General features: G+C 69.3%; 11 protein-coding genes. 2 read left to right on the forward strand and 9 right to left on the reverse strand.

Annotated features, from left to right (window positions below; all coding sequences use genetic code 11):
- Positions 1-402: 402 nt before the first annotated feature.
- The gene (locus ACFYWM_RS43535; RefSeq protein ID WP_389927421.1) at positions 403-918 is read left to right on the forward strand and encodes an SDR family NAD(P)-dependent oxidoreductase; all 516 of its coding nucleotides are present in this window, start codon (positions 403-405) and stop codon (positions 916-918) included.
- Positions 919-978: 60 nt separating this feature from the next.
- On the opposite strand, the gene ACFYWM_RS43540 is transcribed toward ACFYWM_RS43535, so the two are convergent.
- The 3 genes from ACFYWM_RS43540 to ACFYWM_RS43550 form a co-directional block, all read right to left on the reverse strand.
- Positions 979-1785: an alpha/beta fold hydrolase gene (locus ACFYWM_RS43540; RefSeq protein ID WP_389927424.1), complete on the reverse strand. Its 807-nt coding sequence runs from the start codon at positions 1783-1785 to the stop codon at positions 979-981.
- The gene (locus ACFYWM_RS43545; protein WP_389927427.1) at positions 1782-4670 is read right to left on the reverse strand and encodes an amino acid adenylation domain-containing protein; all 2889 of its coding nucleotides are present in this window, start codon (positions 4668-4670) and stop codon (positions 1782-1784) included. Before ACFYWM_RS43545 ends, ACFYWM_RS43540 begins: the two co-directional genes overlap by 4 nt.
- Before the next feature lie 130 nt (positions 4671-4800).
- Positions 4801-5712: a phytanoyl-CoA dioxygenase family protein gene (locus tag ACFYWM_RS43550; RefSeq protein WP_389927430.1), complete on the reverse strand. Its 912-nt coding sequence runs from the start codon at positions 5710-5712 to the stop codon at positions 4801-4803.
- Positions 5713-5951: 239 nt separating this feature from the next.
- On the opposite strand from ACFYWM_RS43550, the gene ACFYWM_RS43555 reads away from it, so the two are divergent.
- Complete coding sequence (locus tag ACFYWM_RS43555) at positions 5952-7031, forward strand: class I SAM-dependent methyltransferase (RefSeq protein WP_389927432.1); 1080 nt, start codon at positions 5952-5954, stop codon at positions 7029-7031.
- A gap of 5 nt (positions 7032-7036) precedes the next feature.
- Here the strand turns inward: ACFYWM_RS43555 and murJ are convergent, their stop codons facing one another.
- The 6 genes from murJ to ACFYWM_RS43585 form a co-directional block, all read right to left on the reverse strand.
- The gene (gene murJ, locus ACFYWM_RS43560; protein WP_389927436.1) at positions 7037-8701 is read right to left on the reverse strand and encodes a murein biosynthesis integral membrane protein MurJ; all 1665 of its coding nucleotides are present in this window, start codon (positions 8699-8701) and stop codon (positions 7037-7039) included.
- Between the two features lie 69 nt (positions 8702-8770).
- Entirely contained in the window at positions 8771-9775 is a 1005-nt protein-coding gene (locus ACFYWM_RS43565) for a methyltransferase (protein ID WP_389927439.1), read from the reverse strand.
- Between the two features lie 26 nt (positions 9776-9801).
- On the reverse strand, positions 9802-10983 hold the full coding sequence (locus ACFYWM_RS43570; protein ID WP_389927442.1) for a macrolide family glycosyltransferase: 1182 nt from the start codon (positions 10981-10983) through the stop codon (positions 9802-9804).
- Positions 10980-12116, reverse strand: coding sequence for a cytochrome P450 (locus ACFYWM_RS43575; protein ID WP_389927445.1), 1137 nt, complete (start codon positions 12114-12116; stop codon positions 10980-10982). The genes ACFYWM_RS43570 and ACFYWM_RS43575 overlap by 4 nt, the downstream gene beginning before the upstream one ends.
- A 25-nt stretch (positions 12117-12141) precedes the next feature.
- Positions 12142-13662, reverse strand: coding sequence for a phenylalanine 4-monooxygenase (locus ACFYWM_RS43580; RefSeq protein WP_389927448.1), 1521 nt, complete (start codon positions 13660-13662; stop codon positions 12142-12144).
- A 17-nt stretch (positions 13663-13679) separates the two neighbouring features.
- Positions 13680-22220 carry an amino acid adenylation domain-containing protein gene (locus ACFYWM_RS43585; RefSeq protein WP_389927450.1) on the reverse strand — a complete coding sequence of 2847 codons (8541 nt, stop codon included), beginning with the start codon at positions 22218-22220 and terminating at the stop codon, positions 13680-13682.
- Between the last annotated feature and the right edge of the window lie 12 nt (positions 22221-22232).

Raw genomic sequence — 22232 nt, forward strand, 5'->3', positions numbered from 1 at the left:
TTCCGCCGCCAAGCCCTGGCCGGGCAGACCTTCGCCGATCCCGAAGAGATCACCTACGCCACCACCGTGGCCACCACCCAGCTCAACACCCGCGCACGTCCCTGGATCTGGGGCCGCCCGGCTCCTGAACCTCGTCGGCGCCGACGCCGTTTTGTCTACCTGCTTTGAGGAACGTCGCACTAGGTGAGTCTTTCCAGCCGAGGTCGGCATGGTGATGGCCATATGCGGTTGGCCGCGATCGAGCAGGCTGGCCTCGAGTACCTGTCGTTGCGAGGGCCACACCTGGACCACCGGCGGCTGGGCCAAAGCGCGGGCCCGCAGGTAGCGCTCCCACAACCCGTTCCAGGTCGTCGCCTGGCGCAGCAGCCGCCACGGCGAAGTAGCCACCGCGTCTTCCACAACGTGCGCAAGATTGTCCAACAAGACCCAGGTGTCCACAACGTTGGCCTGCAGCACCAGTTGCGCCGCCTGGCGCAAGTCGGCCAGCGCGGCCATACTGGCGGCGCGCTCACCGCGCCGCCAGAACCCTACCTGCTCGCCCGCGCCGTGCTGGCCGACATGCGGGCCAGCGGATGGGGCCGCATCGTCAACGTCTCCACAGGACTGGTCGAGGACGGCTTCCCCGGCAACGTCTCCTACGTGGCCGCCAAGGCGGGCCTGCACGGCCTGACCCGCGTGATGTCCAGGGAACTCGCCTCCGCCGGCATCCTCACCAACGTCGTCATGCCGGGCTTCACCCCCGCGGACAAGGCCATGCCGCAGCACCTGCTCGACAAGGCAGGCGAGGCCGCGGCGACCAAACGCGTCAGCCACCCCGGCGAGGCCGCACGCATGATCGTCTATCTGTGCTCGGCCGCCAACACCAACACCACTGGTGAGGCCATCAGGACCGACGGCCACTTCCTCACCCCGGCCTGACTTTTCGGGACCCGGCGCCGTAGAGGAGGCAGCCGTCCCCCCGGCTGTCGCGCCACGACATCACAGGTGATGACTGGTGGCGGTCTCCTTACCGGGGGGCCGAGACCTGCTCGTCCACGGCAGGGAGGGAGCCATCGCAGCGGCTTGGCGGATGAGGTCGGCGAAGGCGGCGGGGTGGGTGACATGGGCGAGGTGGGCGGTGTCGTCGATCTCGTGATGGTCGGCGGTGGGGATGAGGTCGGCCAGATGCCGGGCCGTGTCGCGGTGGTGCTGCAGCGAACGTGAGCCTGAGGCGGTGACGACCGGGACGGCCAGCGCGGCGGGGTCGAAGAACTCGTGGTCCAGGGTGGGGTCGGCCATTTCGCGCAGGAGCGCGGGGCCCGCCGCCTCGATTGCCGACCGGGTGGCCGGGGTGGGCGGGCCGCCTGCGACCGCCCGGTGGAGGAGGGTCGCGGCGGTGACGGGGGAATCGGATTTGAGGACTAGGCGCTCCCAGGGCGCGAGCGCGGGCCACCAGGGCAACCAGGGCACCGGGGGTTCGTAGGCGACGACCGCGTCGACTAGGTCGGGACGCTCGGCGGCCGCGCACAGCGCCACCAGCCCGCCGTAGCTGTGCCCCGCGAGGACAGGTCGTGGCAGCCGAGCCGCCAGCGCCACCAGGTCGGCGACATGGTCGGCGAGCCGGGTGTCCGGGATGGCGAGGGCTTGCGAACCGCCCCACCCGCGCCGATCGTAGCCCGCGGCCGTCCATCCCTCCAGCCGCGCGACCACCCGGGAGAAACTGGCGCTGCGATCCATGGTCCCGTGGACGAACAGCACGGTGGGGCCCTCCCCGCCGCCGCGCCGGTGCAGGAGCGGCCTGGTCATCCGATGCCCTCCCCGCTCACGATCACCGCGGCTATTCCTTCCGGGGTGGGCGCGGCGATCAGCGCCTCGACGTCGACCGCGCCGCCGGTCAGCCGCTCCAGCCGGTGCAAGAACGAGGCCATGGCCAGGGAGTCACCGCCCGAGGTGAAGAAGTCGGAGTCCGCCTGGACCTGCCGCAGTGAGAGGTTCAGCGCCCGGGCGAACAGCCGCGACACCTCCCAGGTGAGCCGGGAACGCCGCCGCTCCGCGTCTTTGGAAGAGGTGGGGCGGTCGGGCACGGCGGACTTGCCGTTCGCGGTCCGCGGCAGCTCTGCGACCGCTGTGATCACTGCGGGCACCATGCCGCCGTGCAGCCGTTCCGCGAGATGGGACCGGACCCTCACCTCGTCGACCCGGTCCCCGGCCGGGACGACGAGGACCTCGATCCGGCCGTCCCTGGCATGCGCCAGACACGCGGCGACCCCGGGCGCGGACTCGAGAACCCGTTCGACCTCGTCCAGCTCCACCCTCTGTCCCCGGATCTTGACCTGCCGGTCGCGCCGCCCGAGGTACTCCAGCACCCCGTCGGGTCTCGCCCGGCAGATGTCCCCTGTCAGGTACATCAGCCCACCGCCCGGTTCGGGCGCGAACCTCTCCTCCATCAGCTCCGGCCGGTTGAGGTACCTGCCGATGCCGACACCGCCGATGGTCAGCTCACCAGGCTGCCCGTCCGCGACCGGACAGCGCTGCTCGTCCAACACGTAGATCCGCTTGTTCGCCACCGGCCTGCCAATCGGCGGCTCCCCGCTGGGCTCGGTACACTCATGCCAGGTCGCCATGACCGCGGTCTCCGCCGGACCGTAGAGGTTCAGCAGGCGGCGGCCGAGAACAGACCAGCGACGCACCCATGCGGCGGGCAGCCGTTCGCCCGCGGCGGCCGCGACTCGTAGGTCCGGCAGCGGGTCGTCGGGCAACACCTCCCACACGGACGGAGTGAGGATCACTGCGGTGATCCGCTCGGCGCGCAGGAGCCGGATCAGCGTCGGGCCCACGGTGAGTCGCGCGGTCGGCGCGACGACCAGGGTCGCGCCGGTCAGTAGTCCGAGGGCCAGATCGGCGACGCAGCCGTCGAAGTTCGGTGACAGGAACTGGAGCACCCGGTCTCCTGGCCGCAGCCGGAAGATCTCCCGCTGGGCCGTATGCAGGTTCACCAGGGCCTCATGGCTGATCGCAATCGCCTTCGGGACGCCGGTCGTCCCGCTGGTGAACACGACATAGGCGGTGTCTCCGCCGCAGACTCCTGTGAGCGGTGCCCGGGCCGGGGCGGGTTCCGTCATGTCGTCCGGCATGCAGCCGGGCAGACCGAGATCGGTCGCCAGATCCGTATCGCGGGTGATCAGCAGAGTCACGGACGCCTCCGCAGCCATGGCTCGAAGACGCTCCCGCGGGGAGGTCGGCTCGGTCAGCAGGAACGCTCCGCCCGCCTTGCCGACGGCGAGAACTGCGGCGACGAACTCCGCCGAGCGTTCCAGCGCGACCATGACGACGGTTCCGGGCTGGACACCGTGCCCACGCAGTCGATGCGCCAGCGCGTTGGCCCGCTCGTCCAGCTCTCTGTAGGTGAGGCTCCCGTCCGGCCCGTCCACGGCGACCGCGTTCGGCGTGAGCCGCGTCCCGTGCTCGAAGACCTCGTGCCAGCACGGTGGCGTGTCGGTCCGGGCGCGTACCCGGATTCGAGCGCTGGCCAGGCAGCGGGTGTTCGGATGGTGGCCCCAGACCAGCGAGCCCGGATCGGGCTCGTACTCGGGGTACCGTTCCAGGAACGCATTGACGGCCCAGCGCGCGAGCTGTTCCGCGTAGGCCGAGCCGGTACAGTAGTGCCGGCCCGCCCCGAAGCCGAGATGCTTGGCGCCGCGCCGCAGGTCGAGCCGTTCGGGTTCCGGGAATACGCGCGGGTCACGGTTCGCGGCAGCCAGGTGCACCAGGACGCTCTGTCCGGCCGCGATCGTCACCCCGCCGATTTCGACGTCCTCCACCGCCCGGCGCGCCACGTACTGGCTGGAGCCGTCGAGCCGCATGAACTCCTCCACCGCCTGCTCCAGCAGATTCGGTTTCTCCCGGACTTGCTGGAGCTGCTCGGGATGCCGGTGCAGGAGCAGCAGCCCCGTGGACACGAGGTGCGTGAGGGTCTGATAGCCGCCGCCGACCATGACGACGCAGTTCGCAGCGATCGAGAACAAGGCCCGGTCATCGGACTCCGCGAGGCCAGACACCATCGTGCTGATGACGTCGTCGCCCGGTGCGTCGAGACGCAGCCTCGCCTCCTTCTCGAACCCGGCGAGAGCCTCGGACAGCACTGCCTCGGCCTCGGTGTCGCCGATGTGCGGCAGCGCGGACAGGCTGCCCAGCAGCCGCTCGTACGCCTCGGCCCAACGGTTGATCCGCTCCTCCTGCCCTGGCATCCCCAGGAGGAACGCCATCAGAGCAGGGGGAAGCCGCGCGGCGAAGTCGGCGATGAGGTCGATCTCGCCTTCGGCGGGGAGATCGCCGACCAGTCTCTCGGCGATCTCCTTTAAGGCCGGTTCTCGCTCGTTTAACCGCGTGCGCGAGAACTGGTCGCCAAACGAGGACCGGATCTCGGTGTGCCGCGGCGGGTCCTGGAACAGGATCTGTTCACGGACCATTTCGCCCACCGACGAGGACGTGCGCAGTCCGGAGGCACGGAGCGCGCCGGCGCCGTGCTCTCGGACGGACGAGAACCGTCGGTGGTCGCGCAGGATCTCGTCGGCCTCGGCATAGCCCGAGCAGACCCATACTCGTCCGACCTCGTCGAAGAACAACGGCCCGACTTCGGCGATGGCCCGGATGTACGACGAGGGATCGGCGATCACCTCCGGGCGCTTCAAGAGATGGACTCCGTGCCTGGCACGGTCGTACCCGGCGACGCACCGGCGCGCGGCCGTCCCGGCATACGTCTCGACAGACATTCCGACAGACACCCCAACCTCTGTGACGGACTGACGAACAGGCGCAGGCTCAGCGCTTGACCGTGCCTTCCCACAACCTGGTGATCATGTGCTGGGTCGCCTCGAACGGCGTCTCCCCCTTTGCCTCGGCGGAGACGAGTCCGTTGGCGGCGTTCAGCGTCGCGGCGTGCTCGTTCCAGGCGTCGCTGCCGGCGAACGGGATCGTCTCCTCGGGGCTGTACTCCGGGAACGGCCGGTACTCGTTGATCCCGGGCTTGCGCTCGCCGCGCACCAGCAGCGGGTTCAGGTACAGGCCGTCGCTGCGGATGCGGGTGGTCGTGGAGATGTAGCCGATGTCCAGTCCGCAGCGGCGCCGGGGCGAGGTGTTGGCCTCCGAGCAGTGCAGCAGGTTCGGGTGGTGGATCGAGACGTCACCGGGCTTGAGCTGGATGTCCACGATGCCCTGTGCCTTGGACCACTTGCGGACCAGTTCCTCGTCGGACGACGAGTACAGCATGTTCGGCTCGTCCGTCCGGAGCGAGGGTTCATGCAGAGGCAGATGCTGGGTTCCCGGGATCATGCGCAGGCAACCGTTCTCCACGGTGCTCTCGTCGATGGCGACCCAGACGGTGAGGGCCTCCATCGGGTCGAGCTTCCAGTAGGCGCCGTCCTGGTGCCAGAGCACGGGTTGGCCGTCATGGGGCGGCTTGCAGATGTAGTGGGCGGTGAAGCAGGCGAGGTCCGGACCGAGGAAGAACTCGGCGATGTCGACCAGCCGAGGGTCGGAGACGAGCCGGACCCAGAACGCGTCGTTGCGGATCAGCGGGTGGTGGAAGTGCTCCGGACGCAGCTCGGGGTAGCGGTTCGTAAGCCAAGCGACGTGCTCCTGCGCCTCGGCGACGAGATCGGCGGGAAGAACGTTGCGGATAATGGCGAATCCGCACTCCTCGTATTCTGCCGCTGCTTGTGCGAGTTTGCTCATCAGACACTCCTTGCGATTTCTTCGAGGCCAACAAATGTACTGCCACGGAAAGCAAGTCCATGATCTACAGATAATTCTCGGGCAGTCAATAGCAACTACCCTGTGGCGCACGTCACCCCGAATTTCATCCAGAGTTTATTGACAAATATTTCAACACATGCTTACTTGGTCGTCGCGGAACGCTTTCATAACTCACGGGAACGTTGGCCTCCATTCGCCTATAGAAAGGCGTGATCCACGTGCACGGACGATTTACCGCGATGCTCGCTCTGTCGGTAAGGGAAGGCGGCGTCGTCGCCCAGGTGGGGACCTTCGCCGGCGAGCCGGATTTCCCCTTGTCACTGGACATGCTCTCGCTGCTGGAGGCCATGACTCACGAGCACGACCCCGCGGCGGCGCGGGAGGTCTTCCTGGAGTGCCGTACGGCCCCGCCGCCCGCCGAGGTCACCGCCGCGCTGGACGAGATCGAGCAGGGGACCCGGGCCTACTCCCTCTTCACCCAGAACGGAACGCTTCTCGTTCTGGACGACGCCGACCGAGTCCCGATGACAGATCTGACGGAGCTCAGCCGTCGCACCGGACGCGTCCTGCGCGCCATCGGCCTGCGGCGCGGACTGGCCTCCGGCTCGGACTGGCCCGATGTCGACGCCCTGTTCGCCGAGCTGTACCGCCGGGGGTTCCTTGTGCCGGAGCCCGGCGGGCTCGACTGGGGGCAGCTGCGTCGCCTCGTCCCGGTCTGTCCGGCGTTCGGGATCTCCCGGGGAACCCCGATCGACCGGCATTATCTGAACGAGTTCCTCGTGGAGATCCGCGAAGAGGTCCACGGCGAGGTCGTGGAAATCGGAGGCAAGGACGCGAATCGGGACGCATACGGCTTCGCGAAGGCGATCAGCTACCGTGGCATGGATCTCGAGCCCGGCCCGGGCGTCTCGCTGGCCGCGGATGCCGCCGATCCGGACGCGCTGCCCGCCGCCTCGCTGGACGCTGTCATCGCCTTCAACGTTCTGGAGCACACGCCCCGCCCCTGGGAGGTCGTCGCGAACATGCTCCGGTGGCTGCGGCCCGGGGGCACCGCCTACTGCATGGTCCCCAGCGCGCAACGCCTGCACGGGGCGCCTGAGGACTACTGGCGGCCGCTGCCCGCGGCGCTCGGGCACATGTTCGGCGACTGGACCGAGCGGAGAGTGATCCAGTACGGCAATCCGCTGAGCGCGATCGCCTCGCTGATGGGCATCGCCGCCCAGGAGCTCGACCCGGACGAGCTGGCCGTCCGCCACCCGCACTACCCGGTCGCGAGCTGCGTGATCGCACGGAAGTAGCGCGCTCATGTCCGTCGTCCCCTCTGGAGCCGACCGGTCACCATGCCGGTCACCGCCTCGATCTCCTGCACACCGAGCCGCCGTGCGGCGAAGGCGAAGGCGAAGACGGCCACGACCCCGCCCCCGGCCAGCGCCACGAACGAAGGCACCGGAGCCTGGTCGTAGACCCGGCCGACCACGGTGTGCGCGACCAGCGCGATCCCCAGCGGGATCAGCGCGGCCCCGCACACCTTCAGCACCAGCCCCCCGACGACGCGCCCCTGGAGCGAACCGAGCCGCCGCCGCAACAGCAACACGGTGAACACGCATCCGGCCACCCAGGCCAGGCCCTGGGAGAACGCGATTCCCAGCACGATGTCGCGCGTCGGCAGCAACCGCGAGCCCAGCAGTGCGCCCGCGACGCCGACCGGCATGGTCGCCATGCCGACCAGCGCGGGCGTGCGGGTGTCGGCCAGCGCGTAAAAACCGCGCTGGAGAAGCTGGAACACGGTGAACGGGACCAGCATGATCGCGAACACCCGCAGCACGTTCGCGATCATCAACGCGTCGGCGGCGGTGGTGGCGCCGTGTGCGAACAGAACGACGCAGATCTCGGCACTGAGCCCGAACAGCAGCGCCGCCGCCGGAATGATCACCACCAGCGACAGGCGGAGCCCGCCGGCCAGGTCCGCCGACACCCGATCGAGCCTGCCCTCGGCTGCGTGGCCGCTCATACGGGGCATCAGCGCCGTGATAACAGACACCGCGACGATCGCGAACGGGAGCTGGAAGAACTGGTAGGCGTTCGTCCACGGGGTCAGACCGACCCCGTAGCCGACGTTCTCCTCCATTCCACGGACGCCCGCGGTGTTGGCGATGTTGGTGTAGAAGACCAGGCCGATCTGCTGGACCACCACGAACGCGAGGGTCCAACCCGCCATGGACCCCATCTCCCCCAGCTCGTCCCGCCGGAAGTCGAAACGGGGCCGCCACCGGAAGCCCATGCGATGCAGGGCGGGAAGCAGCGCCACGGCCTGGGCCGCCACTCCCGCCGTGGTGCCGAGCGCGATCAGTATGACCTGCTCGTCGGTGATGTTCTCCGGTGTGACCCGGCCGTCGGCTACCAGGAGGAAAGCGACACCGACCGCGCTCACCACGACGTTGTTGAGCACCGGGGCCCACATCGGGGCGGCGAACCTGCCCTGGGTGTTCAGCGAGGCACTGGCGACCGCACTGAATCCGTAAAAGAAGATCTGCGGCAGGAAGAACAGCAGGAACACCACGGCCAGGCGGTTCTGCGCTGCGGTGAACCCGCTCCCGTACAGCCGGATCAGTAGCGGAGCCAGCGCCATCGCGACCGCAGTGAGGACGGCCAGGACGAGCAGCAACAGGGTGAACAACCGCTGCTCGAACTGCTCCCCGTACTGCTTCGACCGCTGCCGGGCCCGCACCAGGAGCGGCACGTGCGCGGCGGTGAGCACACCGCCCAGCAGAGTCTCGAACACGATGTTCGGGATCGTGTTGGCGGTGTTGAACGTGTCGCCCAGCGCCAGCGTGCCCAGCGCGGCCACCAGTACGACGGTCCGCACGAAGCCGGTGACACGTGAGACGAAGGTGCCGGCCACCATCACAGCGCTCGACCTGATCAATCGGCTGTCCCGATCGACCTCCGTCCGCGAATCGTTTGCCATGCACTGCTCCTGGAATCATTTCGGTGAAGGAATGGTCTGCCGCGATTTCTCGCGAGTCACACCATGTTTTCACACTCCTTTGTGTGCCAAGACCAGGTGCTTGGCACCGCCGGAGCGGCGCACCTCGCAGCGGGTGAATCCGGCGGATGTCAGCAACGCGATATACTCGCCCGCCGTCCGATGCCGTCCGCAGGTCTCCATGTGCATGGTCAGATTCATGACGGAAGTGGCGAGAGGACCGTCGCTAGAGTCGTCGAACAAGCGCTCCATGACAAGAACCCGGCCACCCGGACGACAAGCGCGATATGCTTTTTCCAGGAGCTTCGCACATATTTCATCAGTCCAGTCGGAGAATATATAGCCGAATGCGAGGAGATCGCCTTCGGGAAGGTCGTCGGCGAAGAAGTCACCGGCGGTGAACGTGAGCCGGTCCTCCAGCCCGTGTTCCGCACGCCGCTCCGCCAGGTATCGTTCCGCCACCGGAAGGTCGAACACCGTGGCGCGCAGCCGGGGCGCCCGTTCCAGGGCGGCCACTGCGAACGGCCCGCAGGCGCCGCCGACGTCCACCAGGTGTTCGAGTCCGTCCAGGTCCGCGAGCACGGCCAGTTCCCGGGACGGCCCGTAGCTCAGGTCCCACATCGCGGACATGAAACGGCGGGTCGCGTCACCGTCCCGGAAGAGCGTCGCGAACGGGGCGGGCCGGTCCTGGTCCACCACGGCCTTGCCGCGCTCGAGGTAGGCGGGTAGGCGGGTCATCTGCCTTGCGGTCTCCTCGACGAGATGGGTGACGAATCCTCCGATGTAACGCGGGTCGGCCCGGTCCACGTACGGCGCCGCCTCGGCGGGCACCAGGTACTCCCCCGTCACCGTGCGCCGGACGACGCCGAACGAGACGAGGACGAGCAGCATTCTGTCGAGGGTCTCCTCGTCGAGCCCGAGCGCCCCGGCGATCTTGGCCGCGGAGGCGCTACCATGACCGATGAGGTGGTCGAGGACCCCGGTCCGGTCCGCGAGGTGCAGCACCGGAGTCGCAACGACCCCGAACATCGCCTTCTCCAGATCGATCGGCAGCACTTCAGACCTTTCGTCGACGGTTTCCGTCATGACAGACGGGTTTCAATGAGGTCGGCGGCGCTCACCGCGCCGCCCTCGGTGGACATTTCCTGGCGAATCGCCACGAGCCGCTCGAGGACGCCCGGAGCGGCGAGCAGGCTGGCGAGGGCGTCCCGGAGCGCGGCGGCGGTGGCCTCCGAGGACTCCACCCGCCGGGCGACGCCCAACTCGACCAGGCGGTCGGCATTGGCGAACTGGTCGGAGCCCTGCGGCACCGCGATCATCGGAGTGCCGCCACCCAGACCGTCGACGCAGCCCCCCATTCCCGCATGGGTGACGAACGCGTCGGCGTCGCGCAGGATCTCCCGCTGCGGCACCCAGGCATGCGCCTCGACGTTCGTGGGGAGCCTTCCCAACAAGGTCGGGTCCACCTGCCCGCCGATCTGGAGCACCACGTGCCAGCCGGGCAGATCGGCAAAGGCGTCCACGCAGGCACGGTAGAACCCGGGCCGGTCGGTGAAGATCGAGCCGAGGGACACCAGCAGCACCTTCTCCGCCCCTGCCGGGCGTTCCCATATCCCCTGCTCCTCCGGCTCGGGTGAGCAGACCCCAACGAACGTGTAGAGCCCTGCGTCGACCTGCTCGGCGTACGGCTGCATGACCCTCGGGATCAGTACGAGGGCATGGTCGGGGACTCCGGTCATGAACGCCACCGGATCGACGTCCGCCATGCCGTTCCCCGCCAGCCAGGCGGCCGTGTCCTCGTGCAGACGGGCTCCGCGCGGCGTCGCGCGAAGCGCGGCGACATGGCCGGACAGGATCTCCGTCAGCCCTTTCCAAGGGACGGACGTCGGGCTGAGCTGCACTGCCGGGACGCCGAGCGTCCGGGCGAGGGCCCGGGCCGCCGGCACGCCCACGTCGTACAGCACCAACTCCGGACGGTCCTCTTCGAACACCTTCCGGAGCTGCGGCAGCACCGCGGCCGACTCGTCGAGCGACCGCCGGATCGCGTCGATCTCGTCGCCAGCCGGGGGGGCCAGGCCACGGGCGACTGGCAGGGTGGAGACGTACGGAACCGGCCGGGCTCCCGTGCCGGCGATCGTCCCGCCGAACGATTCCGTGTTGGCGTAGCTGACGCGGTGGCCGCGGGCCACGAGTTCCCGGACGATCTCCAGGCTCGGATTGACGTGCCCTTGGGCGGGGAGACCCACCATGGCCAAATGCGTCATCGGAGCCTCACCCGCAGCTCGGGCAAGGTGCGCGCGGCCCCGGGTGCCCAGCGCGGAGGCTCGCCGTCCAGTGTCATGCCGGGGAAACGGGCGAGCAACGCCGTCAGAGCCGTCTGCACCTCAAGGCGGGCTAAGGGCGCGCCGAGGCAGTGATGGGCGCCGTGCCCGAAGCCGAGGTGCGGGTTGTCCGTGCGTTCTGGGCACAGACGATCGGGATCGGAGAACATCCCGGCGTCCCGGTTGCCCGCGTAGTAGACCGGCATGACGGCCTCACCCGCGCCGATCCGGACGCCCGCGATCTCGACCGGCTCGGTGGTGTAGCGGACCACGCCGAAGTCGGCGACGCCGCTGAAGCGCAGAAATTCCTCCACTGTCGAGGGGACGAGCTCCGGCGCGGCGGCGAGCGCGGCCCACCGCCCGGGTTCGGCCAGCAGCAGGCCCACTCCGTTCGCAATGAGGTTAGCGGTCGTCTCGTGGCCCGCCCGCAACAGGCTCACCGTGAGCGAGCTCAGTTCCTCCTCGCTGAGCCCTGCCTTGATCAGCCCGCTCAGCAGGTCGTCGACCGGGTCCGCGCGCTTGGCCGCGATCAGCTCGCGGACATAACCGATGAGACTACGGGCGGCCTTGGCGAACACCGTGACGTCGGGCACGGTCATCTCGGCCGACCAGCCACGCCACCGCTCCCGGTCTTTGGACGGTACTCCGACGATCTCGCAGATCACCATGACCGGCAGCGGGTAGGCGAACTCGCCCCGCAGGTCGGCGCGGTCAGCCAAGGTGTCGAGGAGCCCGTCGCTGATCTCCTGGATCCGAGGCCGGAGCCGTCCGACCCGACGGCTGGTGAACTCGCCCAGCGCGAGGCGGCGCAGCCGCGTGTGCTCGGGGGCGTCTATCTGCGAGAGGTTGTGTCTGAGGTAGGGCCGCAGGTCTTCGGGGATCCCGATGGTGGCCGCCACATCGATCCGCTGCTGTTTGTGGAAGTCGTTGCTGACCCGCGGATCGGTTAGCAGGTCCCTGATCTCGGCGTGCCCGGTGACTAGATGAATCGGTGAGCCGTCGAAGAACACCGCTTCCCGCACGGGGGGGCCCTCCAGCAGCGTCCGCATCCCGGCCTCGCGGTCCTCAGCGAACAAGATGTCAACCAGATTGATCGGCATGTCAGGCCTTTCTGCTCCGCCAGGTGTCCAGGAACGTGCGCAGTTCGGCGTCGAGCCGGTCGAAGGAGTCGACGACGAAGAGGACCGGCTGGTACTGGCAGATGTCATAGGTCTGGTGCACCATGCGGTCGATGGAGAACTCCTCCGGCACGACCTCACCGAGGCTCTCCAGCTCTCCCGCGGAGGACAGCAAGGCGGCGCCGTAAGCGCGCAGCCCGCCCAGTTCCCGTACGAGACCGGTCTCCATCGTGAACCAGAAGACCCTGCTAATCGCCTCGAGTTCCTCGGCCGTCCGGGTGCGTACGACGGCCTCCCCGAACGCGCGGTACAGGTCGGCGAAGAAAGGGTCACTGAGGGGGACTGCGTGCCCGACCAGCTCGTGCAGGACGTCGGGGGCCGGGCTGTACAGCGGCGTCGCGGGGCAACGCATGTACATGGTGCTGTAGAAGAAGCCGTCGGCGAAGGCTGCGTAGAAGTCGCGCGGGGGCACCAGGTCCTTGGCCGGCAGTAGTCGGAAGCCTGTGGCGCCCTCCAGCCCGTCCGACACCTCGCGGAGTGTCGGCACCCGGTCTGTGGGCAGCCTCAGCCGCGCGACGGCGTCCAGGTAGCGGTGGCAGGCGACCGTCGAGTGCATCCCGTTCAGCTTGGAGATCACCGTCTGCCAGAGCTGGTCCTCCTCTGCGGTATACCCGACGTTCGGCAGCGGCGCTCCGGGAGTATGGCCTTGAATGCACTCTGTGATCTCCTCGCGCCGTCGCGCGCAGGCTTCGTCGATTGTGCCTGGGCCCTCGGAGACGTGCGTGATCACTTGGTTCACTGCGTCTTTACCTCTCTCGCGAATCGCTTCGTAGTAGGGCAGGTGATGGCGGTAGTAGGCGGCGAGCCGAGGGTCGGTGGCGATAGTCACCGGATGGTCCTTGGCGGTTGGGGCGAAGCCGCTACTCCACGCGGCGTCCTGATGCCACCGGCGGGTCCTGGCCCATTCGGCGCGGTCGCCGGGTGTCCAGGTCAGGGCACCCTCCAGGAAGGGCAGTCCCACCTGCTGGCAGTAGTCCCGGACGGTTCCGCGCGGGTCGGCCAGCAGCTTCTCGGCTTCGACGACCGGGGCGGTGTGCCCGGCGTCGACGATCCTCTGGACGATCTCGTACTGGTGCTCGTAGCCGACCTCGGAGAGGGTGACGTCCGGATTCATCGCGTAGTGCGAGGCGATGGACGCGGCCGGGTCCCGGATCATGAACGTGTGCCGTCCGAACTGAGCGAAGTCGGGATGGTCGATGATGTCGTAGCGGTACTCGGTGGTCTCCTTGACGAAGACGTGTGTGCGGCGGGACAGCTCCCGCAGACGCTCGATTAGCTCGATCGGGTCGCTCGCCTTCTCGCCGTCGATCAGCGCGTGGCCGCAGACGGCGATGCTGGAGAACGGCTCGTTGACGACCGCGCAGTCACCGCGTTCGATCATCATGCGTAGGAAGGCGGTCGACAGGCACCGGGGACTGCTCCAGAGGAAGACGAGTGAAGGCATGGGTCCCTCCGTCGGGGTCAAGGTCGGCGAAGCGCAGGGGTGAGCAGCCGCGTCAGCTCCCGCAGGTGCTCCGGGCGGGTCATGTCCTCATGGCGGCAGGCGATCCGGTGCTCGACGAGGTCACCGTGGACGTGCGGAGCCCAGGCGGCCACCGCCTTTCCGGGTTCACCCGGCCCGTCCTCCGCAGTGAAGTAGAGAAGGTCGCCGTGGAAAGTCCGCGGGGCATAGGTCCGGGTCAGGTCTGCGGCGCTGCGGTAGTCGGCCGCGACCGCCCGGATGCCGTTCTCGTCCAGCTCACCGAGCGGGTGGCCGGTCGCACGCAGATGGGCGAGGACTCGGCCAGGTGCGTGGTCGTCGTCGACGACCGCCGGGTCGAGGCCGACACCCTCGAAGATCCTCGCTCGCAGCTCGGCGGGGCCCGGCCCGGCGAGATCCTGCTGCCCCAGCCGGGTGTCCAGCAGGGCCAAGAGGTCGACCTCGGCACCGAGCTCCTGAAGCTGGACCGCGACGGCATGGGCAAGGAGACCGCCGGTCGACCATCCCGCCAGCCGGTACGGGCCGTCCGGACACACCTGCCGGATTCGGGCCACGTAGTCCGTGACGATATCAACGAGTGTTTCGGGGACGGTCTCCTCACCGGTCAGCCCGTGTGCCTGAAGCCCGTAGAGCGGCTGGTCGGCGGGCAGATGCTCACGCAATCCGGCGTATACCCAGGCCAGACCTCCCGCGGGATGGATGCAGAAGAGCGGAGGCGTGTCTTTCGCTCCGTCCTCGGGAACGGGGGTGAGCGGCAGCAGGACCGCGAACGGGTCGCGAATGGGGCCACCAGCGGCGATCTGCGCGGCGAGCCCGGCGACCGTCGGCGTCTCGAACACCTCGCGGACCGAGAGCGCGATGTCCAGCTCCGCCCGGATTCGGTGGACCAGGCGGGTGGCCGTCAGCGAGTGCCCGCCCAGGTCGAAGAACGAGTCGTCGATGCCTACCTGCTCCACGCCCAAGATCTCCGCGAACACCGCGCACAGGGTCTGTTCCCGCGGCGTCCGGGGAGCGCCGCCAGCGGACGGGGCGGCAGGGGCGGGCAGCGCCCGCCGGTCGAGCTTGCCGTGCGGGGTGAGCGGCAGTGCGTCAAGCAGGACCACGGCGGCGGGGACCATGGGCGCAGGCAGCCTGCGCCGGGCCAGGTCGCGCAGCGCGGCGGGGTCCGGTGCACTGCCCGGCGTCGGCACCACGTACGCCACCAGGCGCGGGTCGCCCTGGCGGTCCTCCCGCACGACGGCCGCCGCCTGGAGGACGTCTCCGTGAGAGACGAGCACCGAAGTGATCTCGCCAGGTTCGATGCGCAGGCCCCGCAGCTTGATCTGGTCGTCGGTACGTCCGCGAAACTCCAGCAACCCGTCCGGACTCCAGCGCACCAGGTCGCCTGTACGGTACATCCGCTCGCCCGCGCCTCCGTAAGGGCAGGCGACGAACCGTTCCGCCGTCATCCCGACCCGTCCGAGGTAGCCGCGTGCGAGGCCGTCGCCTGCGATGTACAGCTCGCCCTGCACTCCGGCGGGCACCGGACGCAGCCGCTCGTCGAGCACGAATAGCCGGGTGTTCCCCGCCGGGCGTCCGAGCGGCAGCGAGCCTTGTCGCCGTACGGCGTCGGCCTCGTCGACCCGGTGGTACGCGGCGGCGATAGTGGTCTCGCTGGGGCCGTACCCGTTAAACATGCGTCGGCCGGCCGCCCACCGCGCGGCCAGGCCGGGGGCGGCGGCCTCGCCGCCGATGCTCAGCGTCCGGACGCTCGCCAGGTCACCTGGGTCGAGGTGCGGAAGAACGGCCGGGGGAATGAGCGCATGGGTGACCCGGTGCCGCCGGACCGCGGCGGCCAAGGCCTGCGGATCGGCCGGGTCGGCGTCCGGCACCAGGAGGGTCGCGCCAGCCAGCAGCGCCCGGCAGATCTCGCCGAGCGCGACGTCGAATCCGGGGGACGCGAACTGCGCGACCACGCTGTCCGGCCGGACGTCGAAGCAGTCGATCTGAGTCTTGATGAGCCCCGGGAGCCCAGCGTGTGTGACGACGATGCCCTTGGGCGTCCCGGTGGACCCGGACGTGTAGACCACGTATGCCGGGTGGGACGGCAGGAGCGGCGCGAGCCGGTCGGTGTCGGTCAGGTCAGCGTCAGAATGCCCGTCCGACTCGGTCGCCACGTCCCCGGGCTCGACGAGGACGTGGATAGGTGCGGATTCCGTCAGCATCGCCGCGACGCGTTCGCCGGGTTGGGCGGGGTCGATCAGCAGGCAGGCCGCGCCGGCCTTGACTACTCCGAGGAGAGCGGTAACCAGTTCGGGACCGCGCGGCATGCGAACGGCCACGATCCGTTCTGGCCCGGCGCCCAGCTCCACGAGCCGACGGGCCAGCCGGTTCGCCCGCGCGTTCAGCTCCCGGTAGCTGAGCGCACCGCTCCCGGACAGCACTGCGGTCGCGTTGGGCGTCCGGGCGGCTTGTGCCTCGAAGAGGGCGGGCAGCGTGTCCGGCGCTGCGGGCGTCAGCGCGGTGCTCCACTCGTCGAGCAGCAAACGGCGTTCGCCGGGTGAGAGCAGTTCGAACCGTGACAGCGGAGTGTCCGGCGCTGCAGCGACCGCCTCGCACAGGCGGACCAGGCGGGTCGCGAGCGCTTCGGCGGTGCCCGCGTCAAACAGGTCGGCCGCGTACTGGAGGCTTCCAAGCAGTCCCTGCCCGGGACGTTCGACGAGGTTGACGGTGAGGTCGAATTTCGCCACGTCCGCAGGCGGCGTCTCAGGCGTCGCGGTGAGCCCAGGCAGGGCCAGGCGGAGCTCGTCGTCTTCGTTCCGCAGGACCAAGGCCACCTGGAACAGCGGGTGCCGGGACAAGGAGCGGGCCGGGGCCAGGATCTCGACCAGCCGCTCGAACGGGACGTCCTGGTGGGCGAAAGCCGCCAGGTCGGTGTCCCTGACCCGGGCCAGGAGCTCGGTGAACACCGGGTCTCCGGACAGGTCGGTCCGCAACACCAGCGTGTTGACGAACATTCCGATCATGTCGTCTAGGGCGGGGTCGGTGCGCCCGGCCACCGGTGCCCCGACGGGAATGTCCTCACCCGCTCCCATCCGCGACAGCAGCGCGGCGAACGCGGCGTGCACCACCATGAACAGGCTCGCCCCTGAAGCGTGCGCCAGCCGTGTTAGCCGGCCAGCGAGGTCGGGGCCGATCCGAAGTGGCACGCTGCCGCCCCGGTGAGAGGCACGCGCCGGACGGGGTCGGTCGGTCGGCAGTTCCAGTTCGTCGGGCAGCCCTGCCAGTGCCTCGCGCCAGTGGGCGATCTGCACACTGATCATGCTGTCCGAATCGTCCTCTTCGCCCAGAGCCTCACGCTGCCAAAGCGTGTAGTCCGCGTACTGGACGGGGAGGTCCTGCCACCGGGGCACGGTGCCGCGCAGCCGCGCCGCGTAGGCCGTGCACAGGTCACGCGCGAGCGGCGCTAGCGACCAGCCGTCAGCTGCGATGTGGTGTGCGACGAGCAGCAGCACATGGCCTGCCCGGCCCGTCGCGTCCGGCCCCGTCTCGTACAGACAGGCCCGCAGCGGTGGCTCGGAGGTCAGGTCGAATCCGCGGCCGACCGCCTCCTCCCAGGGGCCAGACACGACCTCCAGCTCTGGCGCGGCGGCGAGCACAACCTGGTGGGGATGTCCATCGGCGTCCTCGGGGAAAACCGTCCGCAGCGTCTCGTGGCGGGCCGTCACGTCTGCCAATGCTGCCCGCAGCGCCCCGACGTCCACCTGGCCGGACAGCCGCACCGCGAAGGGCAGGTTGTAAGCGCCGTTGCCCCCGTCGAGCCGGTTGAGGAACCACAGTCGCCGCTGGGCGTAGGAGAGCGGCACGATCTCCGGACGGGCACGCGGCGTCGGCGGGCGGAGAGCGGGCCGCTCCGCGCTATGCGTCGACAGCCATGTGGCGAGCCCCGCCACCGTGGGCGTCTCGAATATCACCTGGGCGGGTAGCTCGGCGTCCAACTCGGACCGTATCCGGCTGACCAGCCGCATCACGGTGAGCGAGTGTCCGCCCAGTTCGAAGAACGAGTCCTCGATCCCCACCCGGTCGACACCGAGAACCTTGGCGAAGAGGTCGTGGAGCGCCCGCTCCAGCGGGTCGCGGGGACCCTCCGCCCCGAGCGCGCCGACAAGATCGGGCTCGGGCAGGGCACGGCGGTCCAACTTGCCGTTCGAGTTGAGGGGGAGCGCGTTCAGGAACACCACGGCGGACGGGACCATGTACCCGGGCAGCGTCGCCGCCGCGTACGATCTTAGCTCCGCCGCGGCCGCGTCCGCGCGCACGACCACGTAGGCCACCAGATGGTCCCCGCGGGCCACGACGACGACCTGGGAGACGGCCGGGTGTTCAGCCAGAGCGGACTCGACCTCTCCCGGCTCGACCCGGAACCCCCGGACCTTCACCTGGTCGTCGGTTCGCCCCATGAATTCCAGGTCACCCTTCGCGTTCCAACGAACGACGTCGCCGGTGCGGTACATCCGTTCGCCGGGTCTGCCGAACGGACAGGCTGTGAATCGTTCGGCCGTCAGTCCCGGACGGCCCAGGTAGGCACGGGCCAGACCGGCACCCGCGAGGTAGAGTTCCCCTGGCACCCCCGGCGGCACCGGACGCAGAGTCCGGTCGAGGACGTAGACGCGGATGTTCCGCAGCGGACGGCCGATCGGCGCGGCCGCGGCGTACGGCGCGAGGTCGTCCCTCCATGCGGTGGCGTAGACGCTCGCCTCCGTGGGGCCGTAGCAGTTGTAGATCTCGGTTTCCGGCAGAGCCTTGCGTATTCCCGTGAGGGCGTGCGCGGTGAGCGCCTCCCCTGCCAGAACGACCCGGTCGATGCGCGGCGTCGTCCGGGCGGCCGCGAGCACGGGCGCCAATGCCGACGGCACGGCGTTGATCGTCGCTAACTCCGGATCCGGAGACTCCTGGAGCGCGAGCAGGTCCGCGACGATCCGCAGCGACCCGCCGGAGCAGAGCGGCCCGAAAATCTCCGCGACGGACACGTCGAAGTTCAGCGAGGTCGCGGCGAGGCACGGTGCAGCGAAAGACCTGCCGAGCGCGGCGGTGGCCCAGCGGATCAGATTAGCGACACCCCGATGCGGCACGACCACGCCCTTGGGCCGGCCGGTGGAACCGGAGGTGTAGATGACATAGGCCGGGTGGTCGGATCGCGCCGCTCCGGGCGGGTTCGTCACGGCGTGTGCCGCGAGCACGGCCTGCACCTCGGGGGCGTCCAGAACTATCCTGGGCGCCTTCCCCTGTGGTGTCACCGAGGACAGAGTGAGGACGCAGGCTGGGTCTGCGTCGGCGAGCATGAACGCGATGCGCTCCGCCGGGTAATCGAGGTCGAGGGGCAGGTAAGCCGCCCCGGCCTTCAGCACAGCCAGCAGGCCGATGATCAGAGATTCGTCACGCGGCAGCGCCAGCCCGACGATCCGTTCCGGGCCCGCGCCGTGCTCAGCCAGGAGCCGTGCGAGCCGGTTGGCCCGCTCGTTCAGCTCGTGATAGGTCAGTGTGGTTTTCCCGGCCAAGACGGCGGGGGCATCCGGGGTACGTGCGGCCTGTTCCTCGAACAGCTCGGGAAGGAGCGTTTCAGGGTCGGCGACAGCGGTATTGTTCCATTCCACGAGCACGCGGCGGCGCTCTCCGGCAGACAGGACGTCGAGGGCGGACAGCCGGGCGCCGGGGTCCGCCACGACCCCTTCGATGACACGCACCAGCCGGTCGGCCAAGGTCTGTGCCGTCCCTCGCTCGAACAGGTCGGTGGCGTACTCCAGTACGCCAGCGAGACCGTCGCCGGAGTCGGCCAGATGCAGCGACAGGTCGAACTTGGCGCGGTCTGTTGTGGCGGGCTCCGTCTCCACGGTTAGCCCGGGCAGATTGAGCCCGGCCTCGGAGTCTCTCTGAAACGCCAGCATCACCTGGAACAACGGATGACGCGCCAAGGAGCGTGCCGGGTTGAGCACCTCCACCAGCCGTTCGAACGGCACGTCCTGATGAGCGAACGCCTCCAGGTCGGTCTCCCGCACTCGCTCCAGCAACTCGCTGAACGTGGGATCGCCGGACAGGTCGTTCCGCAGCACCAGCGTGTTGACGAACATTCCCACCAACGCTTCCAGCGCTTCGTCGTCACGGCCCGCCACCGGGGTGCCGATCGGGATGTCTTCACCCGCGCCCAGCTGGGACAGCAGTGTCGCCAAAGCCGCCTGCACGACCATAAACAGGGTCGTTCCGGTGTCCTTGGCCAGTGCGGTCAAATTCGCGTACAACTTAGGAGAAATTCGGACCGGTACGGCCCCGCCCCGGTAGGACGCCCGTGCCGGGCGAAGCCGGTCGGCGGGCAGCCGCAGCTCGTCGGGCAGCCCTGCCAGGGTCTCCTGCCAGTAGACGATCTGCCGACTGATCAGGCTGTCCGGATCATCCTCCTCTCCCAGCAGTTCGCTCTGCCACAGCGCGTAGTTCGCGTACTGCACGGGCAGCGCTGGCCACCGCGGAGCCTCGCCGCGCGACCTCGCCGCGTAGGCCGCGCTCAGGTCGCGGGCCAGAGGGGTCAGGGACCATCCGTCGCCCGCGATGTGGTGCAGCACCATCGCCAGCACATGCTCGGCGGGGCCAACGGGGAACAGCGCAGCGCGGATCGGCAGGTCCACGGCGAGGTCGAACGCCTGCGCCGCCAGATCGGTCCACCGGCCCTTCCCCACAAGTAGCTCGGGGACCGCCTCGGCGAGAATCTGCTGGTGAGGACGGCCATGGGCGTCCTCGGGGAAAACTGTGCGCAGCGCCTCGTGCCGAGTCACCACGTCCCGCAGCGCGGCTTCGAGGGCGGACACGTCCAGCGGCCCCTTCAGCCGGACCACCAGCGGCATGTGGTAGACGCCGGTGCCGCCGTCGAGCCGGTTGAGGAACCACAGTCGCCGCTGCGCGAACGACAGCGGAATCACCGGAGGCCGGTCGGCCTGGATGAGTCGTGCACGGGCGGGTCGTGCGTCGGCCTCGAGCCGCTCGGCGAGTTCCGCGACGGTCGGCGTCTCGAACAGCGCCCGGACCGGCAGCTCGACGTCCAGCGTGGAGCGGACCCGATTGACCAGCCGGGCAGCGGTCAGTGAGTGACCGCCCAGCTCGAAGAACGAGTCGTCGATCCCGACCGCGTCCACGCCGAGCACGTCGGCGAACAGTGCGCACAGCGTTCGTTCCCAGTCGGTGCGCGGTTGACGGGAGGAGGCCGAGGATGCGTATACGGGTGCGGGAAGTGCATCGCGGTCGAGTTTGCCGTTCGGCGTGAGCGGAAGTGCGTCGAGGAGCACGACGGCGGAGGGGACCATGGCATCCGGCAACGACCGCGCGGCATGGGAGCGCAGCACGGCGGTGTCAGCCCCACCGGAGGCCGCGACCGCATAGGCAACCAGCCGGGGATCGTCCGGCCAATCCTCCCGGACGACCACCACGACCTGGGCGACGTCCGGGTGCCGGGAGAGGGCGGTCTCCACCTCGCGGGGCTCGACCCTGACTCCGCGAATCTTGACCTGGTCATCGGCCCGACCCGCGAACTCCAGTTGCCCGTCGCTCCGCCACCGCACAAGATCTCCGGTCCGGTACATCCGCTTGCCCGGGCCACCGAACGGGCACGCCACGAAGCGCTCGGCCGTCAGCGCGGAACGGCGCAGGTAACCGCGCGCCAGCCCCTCGCCCGCCACGTACAGCTCGCCGATCACGCCTGTTGGCACCGGCCTCAGCGCACCGTCCAGGACGTAGAGCTGCTTGTTCCAAGCGGGTCGTCCGATGGGTGGCTGCGCTCCCTCAGCCAGTCCGACGCTCATCGAGGCGCAGACAGTGACCTCGGCGGGCCCGTAAGCGTTGATCATCAACCGGCCGCCAGCCCACTGGTCAACGATCTCGGCGGTGCAGGACTCGCCGCCGGAGATAATCCGCAGATCTGCGGGAACAAGGTTACGCGGCAGCATCCGGAGGATCGCCGGAGGCACCTGGGCATGCGTCACCCCGTGGGCGACGATCAGGTCGGCGAGCCGCTCCCCGTCCATGAGTCTCTCAGGGTCGGCCAGCACGAGGGCCGCCCCGGAAAGCAGCGTCATGCACAGTTCGGCGACCGCGGCGTCGAAACTCGGCGAAGCGAACTGGAGCACCCGACTGCCAGGCCGCACCTCAAACCAGTCAATCTTCACCCCAGCGAGGCTGGGTAGGCCCGCGTGCGGGATGACGACGCCCTTGGGCACGCCGGTCGACCCGGAGGTGTAGACGGTGTAGGCGGGATGGGCGAGGCGCAACGGGCGGAGGCGGTCGCTATCGTTGAGATCGGTGGGCAGCAGGGCCTGCGCGAGCGCGATGACGTCCGGATCGTCCAGGAGGATCGGGGACGGTCCGCTCGCGGACGGCAGGCGCCAGGTGCTCGCCGAGGTGGCGAGCACCTGGACCGGCGCGGTGTCGGCCAGCATGTAGGCGAGGCGTTCGGCCGGGTAGTCGGGATCGAGGGGCAGGTAGGCCGCTCCAGACTTCAACACGGCGAGCAGCGC

Source organism: Streptosporangium sp. NPDC002721, from assembly GCF_042888905.1.
Classification (GTDB): Bacteria; Actinomycetota; Actinomycetes; order Streptosporangiales; family Streptosporangiaceae; genus Streptosporangium.